Below are 9,031 nucleotides of genomic sequence, written 5' to 3'. Positions count from 1 at the left end.
GATCGAGATCGAATTGGTCGCCGGCAATCACGACCGCCGACTCGTCGATGTCGGACGGGACGAGTACGACGCCGCGACTCTGGGTGCACCGTGGCGGATCGACGAGGCGTTCACTTTCGAAAGCGGTGACCGGTCGTTCGTTGCGGTCCACGGTGACGGCCCTGACCCGAAACAACAGGACGCAGCTAGTTCGCTGCTCTGTGCTGGCAGCGACCGTCTCGGGGAGGTTATCGTGGAGTTCTCGGAGATCGTTTCGGGCGACAACATCGGTACGCGTTCGGCTGAAGGCCACTGGTCACGACTGACTGACGACCTCGATACTGCCGTCGTCCCGGAAGAAGCGCCGCCGGTCGACGGAACGGCTCGAGAACCGACCGTCGCTGGGGAACGGCCGTCAGTTGCCGAGACGGTAACGAACGGACTGCTCGAGGAGTACGACGAGTTCGTTCTTTTCGGTCATACACACTATGCCGAACTCGGCGAGCAGTTCGTCAACACGGGTGCCTGGACTGAGCGTGGGGTGACAGACTACCCTGACCGACCTCAGAACACGTTCGTGCAAATCGACGCGGGTGACGTTCGGGTACTCGAGTGGTCCGATGGCGAAACGTCGGTACTGTTCGAGGAGTGATCGCCGATACTGTGGCTCCGAGACTGAGGTAACGACACAGCTCCCGCTTTCAACTGTGGAGGCTGGTGACCCGTACAGCTTCGGTCCCATACGGGTCGCTGCCCCGTCGAATCGGCCATCTCTCGTCCGGAGATGATCGCTGGGGCAGACTCACGACGAACCGCAGCAGCCTCGGACTCAGTCGATCGCCTCCCAGCGGAGGTCGTCGTACTTTCGGTCCTCACTCGTCTCGAACTCGTCTTCGAAGGACTCCCGGAGCGATCGCTTCTCGGACCGGTCGATCCGCGCCAGTTCGTCCGCCTTCTCGATGATCGTCGGCGGCCCGTGTGCGACGGCGACGTCTTGCAGCAGTTGCATCGTCAACCGTTCGCGCCGGTCGGGGTCTTTCGTGAACGCGTAGGGGGCCTCGATCCGGTACAGCAGGTCGTCTCGAGGATCGTAGACGACGAAGAACGTAACCTCGTAGGCCTCGAGCGAGAGGCGGCGATCGACGCCGAGCGCATCGCTGTCGGCCGACAGCGGCCGGTCGACGCCCCCACGCGAGTGGAACCAGTTCGTGTACGACAGCGCCGACGTGTCACGTTCCCAGCGCGTTCCGTCCACGTCGTCGACGTACTCGCCGCGCTCGAGCAGCCGCGTAAAGAGGGCCGCGTCGTCGTTCCAGGGAGCACTGACGTCGATCTCTCGGTCGCGTTTCAGCGTTCGCGTGATGGCCCGCGTGGCCGGGTTCTTCACGAAGCCGACGAGCGGTCGGTCGCGCTCGACGAACGTCTCGACCAGCCGAACGTAGTTCTCGAGGACCGTCGCCGGCCGCGGGTCCTCGAGCAGGAAGTCCGCGAGGTCGGGGTGTTGATCGGCCCACCGCAACAACCCGCGGGGGTAGATCGGTCCATCCAGGACGAGCAGGTCGTCGACGCTCTCGGCGTGTTCGCGGGCGTGTTCGCTCTCGGCGAGATATAGCGCCAGCGCGTGGACGACGCCTTCGGCAAAGCGGGGCAGCGGCGGCACCTTCACGACGCGGCTGCGACTCTCGCCACCGTCGAACTTCCGCCACTCGTCGTCGACGGTCATCGTCTCGTCGTTGGAGTGGACCGTCGCGACGACGGTCCGCGAGCGGTGCAGGTCGAGGTCGGTCGGCGTCGCGCTCATCGCCGCCTGGGCGATGTCGAGGACGAGCCCGTTCTTGAACGTCGTCGGGTTGATCGTCCCCGCGTCGAGGCCGTGCTCGGTCGGGAACTCCGGTTCCCGGAGGGCGACGGCTTCGCAGTCGACGAGCCGCCGTGCCTGTTCGTCGATCGGCTCGAGGACGACCCTACCGTCGCGTCCGCGAAGGGGGTCGAGGAACTCCGCCCAGACGGTCTCGGCGAACTCGCGGCGGTCGCGTTCGTCGGCCCCGTGGTCGATCCGCCTCGCGAGCCGCGTGATGCCGTCGAAGTGAACCGGATCGAGGGTCATGCCCGTTGGCTCCCGTCCGACCCGCAAAAGTCTAGTGGTCGGCGATCTTCGGCTGACGGACTCGTCGGTGACCGTGACAATGTCGACAACCAGAGCGCAGGCTCGCCTAATCCGTCGTTACTCGAGGAACCGGTCCTGGACATCGCCGGTCGGCAACAGACACTGGTCTTTCTTGCCGAACCAGTCGTAGCGGTTGGCCGCCACGTACTCGTAGAGCCAGTCCCGCAGTCGCCGCGGCACGACGCGTCCGACCGCAGCGAGCGAGTAGACGCCGCCGAGATGGCGGGCGATCCGGATGACGGCGTCGGATTTGACGTAACAGCGATCGCCTTCCACCAAGACGACCGACTCGAGGTCGTCGGCCGACGGCTCGTGGTCGGCCAGCACTGCCGTCGCGGTCTCGGACTGGAGGGAAGCGAAGTAGAGCACGCCGTCGGTGTCCCGGGGAACGAGAAACTGGACGAACCCGTCACAGAGGTTGCAAACGCCGTCGAAGAGGACGATCGGGGCGTCGTCGGGGACGCCCTCGAGTTCGGGCCGGGAGTCGGGCGCAGCGTCAGGGTCCACACCGCGGTCGGCGTCGGCGTCAGCGTCGGCAGCGCCACCGTGGCCCCCGTCGCCGTTCGACCCGTCCCGATCGTTCCTGGAATCGCTCACGGTCACTGTTAGGCCCACACGGAGTTCAGGGTTGCGCCATGACAGCCCGGGACCGTAGACGGCCGCGAGACAAGGCGGACTCGGGTCACGAACACGCCGTTTCCGCGATGTCGTACTCGCTCGTCGAGGGCTCGCCCTCGAGTTCGATCGGGTGGTGTGTGTACGTGACCTCGGTCCGATCGACGCTCGCATCGAACTGCGACTCGGCCCGCGAGCACATGTGCTGGGCGAACCNGGTGGTGTGTGTACGTGACCTCGGTCCGATCGACGCTCGCATCGAACTGCGACTCGGCCCGCGAGCACATGTGCTGGGCGAACCGGTCGGCGCGCTCGTCGTTATCGAAAAGCGAGTTCATGTATCGTCGCCATCGGAAGTCCGGCAGCGTGTCGGCGGCGTCGGGAGGGCGGTCGTGCTGGAGTTTGGCGTCCTGCAGCACGTCTCTCTCACCGTCGTCCGTCTCCGCGACGACCGTGTACCAGCCGTAGCTGGTCGTCGGGTCCGGCGCGAACATCCCCCACTGGTTGTCCTGGGGGTCCAGGGAATCGACGGGTTCGAACGTGTCCGCGTAGCCCAACATGCCGATACTCCAGAGAACGACGAAGATCAACGCAGCGCCGAGGACGACCGACCAGACCTCACTGCCGGTTCGACACACCGACTCGGGGAGCTTCGGATCGGAGTCGACGGGGGCCGTCGATCCGGCGAGCCGCGGCCCGAAGGTCGGCCCGCACGCCGAGCCGACCGAGAGCCGTCGTGCCCGCACGCTCGAGGGTGTCCCAGACCGGCGTCGGGAGGAACAAAAGCAGCAGGGCCGCCAGCAACGCGGGGAACAGACCGACGGCCATACTGACGCTCATCCCGGCGACGGTAACGAGGAAGACCCCGGCGTAGGCGAGACGGACGGGGCCACTCAGGACGAGCAGCAGGGGCGAGGCGACCAGCAGGCCGAACCAGACGTAGCTCCCGACCTCGAGCAACGCGGGGGACTCGGCGAGGTGGTTACCCAGCAGGATGGTCATGTGATCCTGCCGGAGCGCGTACAGCAGCGCCTCGCCGTCTGTCCAGGTGTCGCCGTCGCGTTTGAGCGTGGCGTTGTTAAAAAACAGGGTCACCGCATAGAGGAGTGCGGCGGCGGTCGCGGGGGTTGCGATCAGCGACGGTGGGAGTGTGCCGTCGTCGGCCGATACGATCGCGCCGTCGTTTCCGTCGTCTGCTCCGCCAGCGGCGGTGCCGCCGGTTCCGCGGTCCGATCTTTCGGCCGTCGTCCCGTCGGTTCTGGCGGCGGGTTCGTCTGTATCGTCGGTGTCGATCGTCCGCTCGTCCGTGTCCTCGTCCTCGTCCTCGTCCTCGTCGTCNCGTCCCGTCGGTTCTGGCGGCGGGTTCGTCTGTATCGTCGGTGTCGATCGTCCGCTCGTCCGTGTCCTCGTCCTCGTCCTCGTCCTCGTCGTCGCTTGCAGCCCGGCTCTGTGCGTCGATGGCCCACCGCTTGCCAAGCGGCAAAAACAGAGCGAGCACCAGCAGTTCGCGGAAGAGCCGATCAGCGCCGTTCAGAACCAGCGGGTTCCGGAACTGAACGGAGACGAGCAAAACGAGCGAGAGCGCCGCGACGAGCCGGGTTCGGTACCCCGCGACCAGCGAAGCCGCAAGCAGCGCCGAACAGCCGAACAGAAGCGCCTGCACCCACGGTTCCCCGGACAGCATGTGAATCGAGTACTCGGCCGTCCAGGCCGACTGTTCCAGGCGCATCTCTGGGCAGTACACCCTCGTCGGTGTAGAAGGCGACCAGGTTCCGCGACCGATGGAGCGTGTCGAACAGCAGCGTCAGTCCCAGGGCGATGCGAAACGCCGCGAGCGCCCGAGCGTCGACACCGAGCCGTCGCTCGAACGCACGGCGGACGGCGTCGCCGGTCGGTGGGGAGGGGAGTCGATCGGTCGTCATAGTGAAACGGCGGCGGTCGGAACGCATCCGACCGCCCGGCGGGATGTGGGCTGGAGGGTGAACCCGTTCAGTACGTCTCCTTTCCGAAGGAGATAGTTTTCTAATAAGTACTTTGTGTCTCGAAACGGACCGCTCCCGAACGCAGCCGACAACGACAGCTAGTTACGCGAGGGTAGGTATCCGTCGCATATGGACGCTGCGTTGATCGTACTCGACGGCTGGGGGCTCGGTACCGGCGACGGACGCGACGCCGTCGCCGCCGCCGAAACGCCGACGTTCGATCGACTCGCCGACGCTGGCGCGTACGGCACCCTCGAGGTCGCCGGCCGGCGGGTCGGGCTGCCGGAAGGACAGATGGGCAACAGCGAGGTCGGCCACCTGAACATCGGGGCCGGCCGGGTCGTCTACCAGGAGTACACCCGCATCTCCGACTCGATCGAGGACGGCTCGTTCCGGGAGAACGATGCGATCAACACGGCCTTCGACAACGCCCTGGACAGCGACGGGACGATTCACTTCGTCGGGCTGGTCAGCGACGGCGGGGTCCACTCCGACCACGAACACCTCCACGCGCTGATCGAGCTCGCCGGTGATCGTGACGTCGAGGCCGTCACCCACGTGATTACGGACGGGCGCGACACCTCTCCCACCGGCGGCCGCGAGTACCTCGCGACCCTCGAGGACGTGATCGCCGACCACGGAACGGGCCACGTCGCCACGGTCTCGGGCCGCTACTACGCGATGGACCGCGACCAGAACTGGGAGCGGACGAAGCGAGCCTACGACGCGATCGTCAACCGTGAGGCCGACCACGAGGCCGACTCGGCGCTCACGGCCGTCGAGGAGTCCTACGACCGAGACGTGACCGACGAGTTCGTGGAGCCGACCACGATTTCCGGCCGGCCGGCCCTGGAGGACGGCGACTCCGTGGTCTGGTTCAACTTCCGGTCGGACCGGGCCCGCCAGTTGACGCGACTGCTCGCCGACATTCGTCCCGAGGCCTGGGCCGACCAGTTCGACACTGCGCCACCCGAAGCCGAGGTCGTGATGATGACCCAGTACGACAAGACGTTCGACCTCCCCGTGGCGTATCCGCCGACCCAGCCCGAGAACGTGCTGGGTGAGGTCCTCGCGGACCACGACAAGAGCCAGCTCCGTATCGCCGAATCGGAGAAGTACGCCCACGTAACGTACTTCCTCAACGGCGGCCGGGAAGTCGAGTTCGACGGCGAGATCCGCGAAATCGTCGAGAGTCCGGACGTCCCCACCTACGACGAGCAGCCGGAGATGAGCGCGCCCGAGGTGACCGACACCGCGATCGACGTCCTCGAGTCGGCGGACCCTGACAGTCTCGTACTCAACTACGCCAACCCGGACATGGTCGGCCACACTGGCGATTACGACGCTGCGATCGAAGCCGTCGAAGCCGTCGACGGACAGCTCGGACGACTCGTCGATGCACTCGAGGCGGACGGTGCTCACGTCCTGATCACCGCAGATCACGGCAACGCCGACGACATGGGGACGGAAGACGACCCACACACGGCCCACACGTACAACGACGTACCCCTCGTCTATCTGTCACCCGACGGGAGCGACGGCGGCCGAACGGTCCGTCGAGGCGGGACCCTCGCCGATGTCGCGCCAACGTTGCTCGAGTTGCTCGGTCTCGAGCGGCCGCCCGAGATGACCGGCGAGCCCTTACTCGAGTGACGAACTGCGGACCCGGGCCGTTGGGCTCCGATCGTCGCGGAGGGGTAGAGTTATGTCCGTCGCGGCGGAACATCCACCAATGAGTACCCAGGACGCCGTTCAAGGAGGCGAACGGAAAGAAGAGATCAAACGAGCGATGTATATTCTGATCGTCTGGACGGGTGCCGTCATCGTCATCGGTATTCTGCTCGTCCTGTTTAGCGACGTGTTCGCGTCCGTCTTCGCGTAGTCAGGGCGTTCTGAGCGGTGTGACGGACAGCTCTCGAGTTCTAAATCGGTGAGGAGAGCCGACGCGTCTCGACTCCGACGTCGGCGTGTTTTGCAACAACTCGCGCTTTTACCACCCCAGCAGACGACTATCGGGACGTATGACCGAGGAATCCGACGATCGACGGTTCGCGACCGACAGCGTCCACGCCGGGCAAGAGCCCGATCCGACCACCGGTGCCCGAGCCCCGCCGCTGTACCAGACCACGTCCTACGAGTTCGAGGATACCGACCACGCCGCGGCGCTGTTCGGCCTCGAGGAGTTCGGCAACATCTACTCGCGGATCATGAACCCGACGAACGCGATGTTAGAGGAACGCATCGCGACGCTCGAGGGCGGCGTCGGGGCACTCGCCACGTCGTCTGGGATGGCTGCGTTCGACCTGGCGACGTTCATTCTTGCCGACGTCGGTGACAACATCGTCTCCTCGTCGTCGCTGTACGGCGGGACGTACACGTACCTCACCCACACCGTCGAGAAGCGAGGGATCGAGACGACGTTCGTCGACACGCTCGATTACGAGGCCTACGCGGAGGCGATCGACGACGACACGGCCTTCGTCCACCTCGAGACCATCGGCAACCCGGCCCTCGTGACCCCCGATATCGAGCGCATCGCCGACATCGCACACGACCACGACGTGCCGCTGTTCGTCGACAACACCTTCGCGACGCCGTATCTCTGCCGGCCGCTCGAGCACGGCGCGGACCTGGTCTGGAACTCGACGACCAAGTGGATTCACGGCGCGGGCTCGACCGTCGGTGGGATTCTGGTCGACGGCGGCTCGTTCCCCTGGGACGAGGGCGACTACCCCGAAATCGCTGAGCCGAACCCGGCCTATCACGGCGTCAACTTCTACGAGACCTTCGGCGAGCAGGCGTTTACCATCGCCGCACGCACCCGCGGCCTGCGCGACCTGGGCAACCAGCAAGCGCCGTTCGACGCCTGGGTCACCCTCCAGAAACTCGAGAGCCTGCCGCTGCGTATGGAAAAACACAGCGAGAACGCCATGGCCGTCGCCGAGTACCTCGAGGACCACTCCGATGTCGCCTGGGTCAACTACCCCGGCCTCGAGAGCCACGAGACCCACGACAACGCCAGCGAGTACCTCGAGGGCGGCTACGGCGGCATGATCACCTTCGGGCTCGAGGGCGGCTACGACGCGGCCGAGGCGGTCTGTAACGAGGTCGAACTGTTCAGCCTGCTAGCAAACGTCGGCGACGCGAAGTCGCTGATCATCCACCCCGCGAGCACGACCCACCAGCAGCTCACCGAGGAGGAGAAACTGGCCAGTGGGGTCACCGACGACCTCATCCGTCTCTCGGTCGGGGTCGAAGACGTCGACGACATCATCGCGGATCTCGATCGGGCGATCGACGCGACGACGCAGTGACGGCGGTTCGACTCGGATCGCCGTAATTGGGGGTTGTTCCCGCAATCGGGGTGTGTGCCACGCTTCGGAAGGGTGGCGACGGACGACTCACTCCCGGTACCGACACGATAATTTATATAATTTCAACTCTATTATAGCTCTATGGATAATGAGAATATCGATCACGTCGAACAGCTGAAACTGGTCGGGATCGGATTCGTCGTCGCTGGCCTCGTTATCGCCCCTGGTTCCTTCGTGATCGGGTCGACTGGAATCGTTGGTATCGTACTCGGACTCGGTGTTCTCGTGTGGGTCATCGAGTACAGGCGAGCGGCCACCGTTGGGATCGGACTCGGTATCGCAGTAAGCGGCGGCCTCGCTCTTTTGCCGGCCACCGGGACGTGGGATATCAGTATGCTGGAGTTCGCCGTCGGATCGATCGGTATCGGAATCGTCGATTATCTCCTCGCACCGGCATACGTGAAGCTACAGGAGACTGGTGACCGAACGCGTAGCAGTAAATGAGCGTCTCACTCTCACGGTAATGGGTCGGCCGACACGTCTCGGGTTTGGATCGTCGATTCGTTTCGAAACGATCGTGTCGATTGATCGTTGCTAACAGAACCCTAGTCTGTCATCCTGACACACGATTTCGTCCACATTGGTCGTCCCACAGCCGACTGATGCGATGATTCGACACGCGATTCCAACGAACGTCACACAGCCGATCCCACCGACTCCTGAAACACCAAGGAGGCCACAGATGAACGCTAACGGTGCTGAACAGCCGATACGGCAGATGGTTCGAACGTTGAATTTACAGGCAGAACAGAATATACTCTGGACTGCTACTTCTCCGTCGGTATCGAACTCGATCTCTTCTTGACTTCCGTCTTCCTCGATAATCTGCTTTGTTGAATAGCTGCTGAATGAGGGTTAGAGTGGCTCACAGAGCTTTTCTATGTTGATGATGGCGAACATGAGGACGATTTCAC

The 9,031-nt window shown here is 64.4% G+C and carries 9 protein-coding genes; 5 read left to right on the top strand and 4 right to left on the bottom strand.

The window, feature by feature from the left end; genetic code table 11:
• Nucleotides 1-631: metallophosphoesterase family protein (locus tag C446_RS19030; RefSeq protein WP_006671807.1), on the top strand; the 631-nt coding region annotated here is incomplete at its 5' end.
• A gap of 177 nt (nucleotides 632-808) precedes the next feature.
• On the opposite strand, the gene C446_RS04130 is transcribed toward C446_RS19030, so the two are convergent.
• From C446_RS04130 to C446_RS04110, 3 genes are all read right to left on the bottom strand, one after another.
• Nucleotides 809-2,086 (bottom strand): DNA double-strand break repair nuclease NurA, encoded by a 1,278-nt coding sequence (locus C446_RS04130; RefSeq protein WP_006671806.1) that lies wholly within the window; start codon nucleotides 2,084-2,086, stop codon nucleotides 809-811.
• A gap of 117 nt (nucleotides 2,087-2,203) precedes the next feature.
• The gene (locus C446_RS18505; protein WP_049920019.1) at nucleotides 2,204-2,653 is read right to left on the bottom strand and encodes a thiol-disulfide oxidoreductase DCC family protein; all 450 of its coding nucleotides are present in this window, start codon (nucleotides 2,651-2,653) and stop codon (nucleotides 2,204-2,206) included.
• Between the two features lie 1,628 nt (nucleotides 2,654-4,281).
• Nucleotides 4,282-4,683 carry a hypothetical protein gene (locus C446_RS04110; RefSeq protein ID WP_006671803.1) on the bottom strand — a complete coding sequence of 134 codons (402 nt, stop codon included), beginning with the start codon at nucleotides 4,681-4,683 and terminating at the stop codon, nucleotides 4,282-4,284.
• A 189-nt stretch (nucleotides 4,684-4,872) separates the two neighbouring features.
• Here C446_RS04110 and gpmI point away from each other — a divergent pair, with 189 nt between their 5' ends.
• From gpmI to C446_RS04095, 4 genes are all read left to right on the top strand, one after another.
• Nucleotides 4,873-6,396, top strand: a complete 1,524-nt coding sequence (gpmI, locus tag C446_RS04105) for a 2,3-bisphosphoglycerate-independent phosphoglycerate mutase (RefSeq protein WP_006671802.1) — start codon at nucleotides 4,873-4,875, stop codon at nucleotides 6,394-6,396.
• 79 nt (nucleotides 6,397-6,475) lie between these two features.
• Nucleotides 6,476-6,625 carry a hypothetical protein gene (locus C446_RS19025; protein ID WP_160162954.1) on the top strand — a complete coding sequence of 50 codons (150 nt, stop codon included), beginning with the start codon at nucleotides 6,476-6,478 and terminating at the stop codon, nucleotides 6,623-6,625.
• A gap of 139 nt (nucleotides 6,626-6,764) precedes the next feature.
• On the top strand, nucleotides 6,765-8,057 hold the full coding sequence (locus C446_RS04100; protein ID WP_006671801.1) for an O-acetylhomoserine aminocarboxypropyltransferase/cysteine synthase family protein: 1,293 nt from the start codon (nucleotides 6,765-6,767) through the stop codon (nucleotides 8,055-8,057).
• Nucleotides 8,058-8,198: 141 nt separating this feature from the next.
• Nucleotides 8,199-8,561, top strand: a complete 363-nt coding sequence (locus tag C446_RS04095) for a hypothetical protein (RefSeq protein ID WP_006671800.1) — start codon at nucleotides 8,199-8,201, stop codon at nucleotides 8,559-8,561.
• A gap of 90 nt (nucleotides 8,562-8,651) precedes the next feature.
• On the opposite strand, the gene C446_RS20430 is transcribed toward C446_RS04095, so the two are convergent.
• Nucleotides 8,652-8,873 carry a halocin C8-like domain-containing protein gene (locus tag C446_RS20430; RefSeq protein ID WP_369332772.1) on the bottom strand — a complete coding sequence of 74 codons (222 nt, stop codon included), beginning with the start codon at nucleotides 8,871-8,873 and terminating at the stop codon, nucleotides 8,652-8,654.
• Nucleotides 8,874-9,031: the final 158 nt, after the last annotated feature.

The organism is Halobiforma nitratireducens JCM 10879, from assembly GCF_000337895.1.
Taxonomy (GTDB): domain Archaea; phylum Halobacteriota; class Halobacteria; order Halobacteriales; family Natrialbaceae; genus Natronobacterium; species Natronobacterium nitratireducens.
Note: the sequence above shows the minus strand (reverse complement) of the source record. Positions and strands in the feature narration are given on the sequence as shown.

Bases quoted from the DNA above. Each gene is read 5' to 3' on its own strand.
- C446_RS04110 (WP_006671803.1), bottom strand. From the start codon at position 4,683: ATGACGACCGATCGACTCCCCTCCCCACCGACCGGCGACGCCGTCCGC.
- C446_RS04130 (WP_006671806.1), bottom strand. From the start codon at position 2,086: ATGACCCTCGATCCGGTTCACTTCGACGGCATCACGCGGCTCGCGAGG.
- gpmI (WP_006671802.1), top strand. From the start codon at position 4,873: ATGGACGCTGCGTTGATCGTACTCGACGGCTGGGGGCTCGGTACCGGC.
- C446_RS04095 (WP_006671800.1), top strand. From the start codon at position 8,199: ATGGATAATGAGAATATCGATCACGTCGAACAGCTGAAACTGGTCGGG.
- C446_RS04100 (WP_006671801.1), top strand. From the start codon at position 6,765: ATGACCGAGGAATCCGACGATCGACGGTTCGCGACCGACAGCGTCCAC.
- C446_RS19025 (WP_160162954.1), top strand. From the start codon at position 6,476: ATGAGTACCCAGGACGCCGTTCAAGGAGGCGAACGGAAAGAAGAGATC.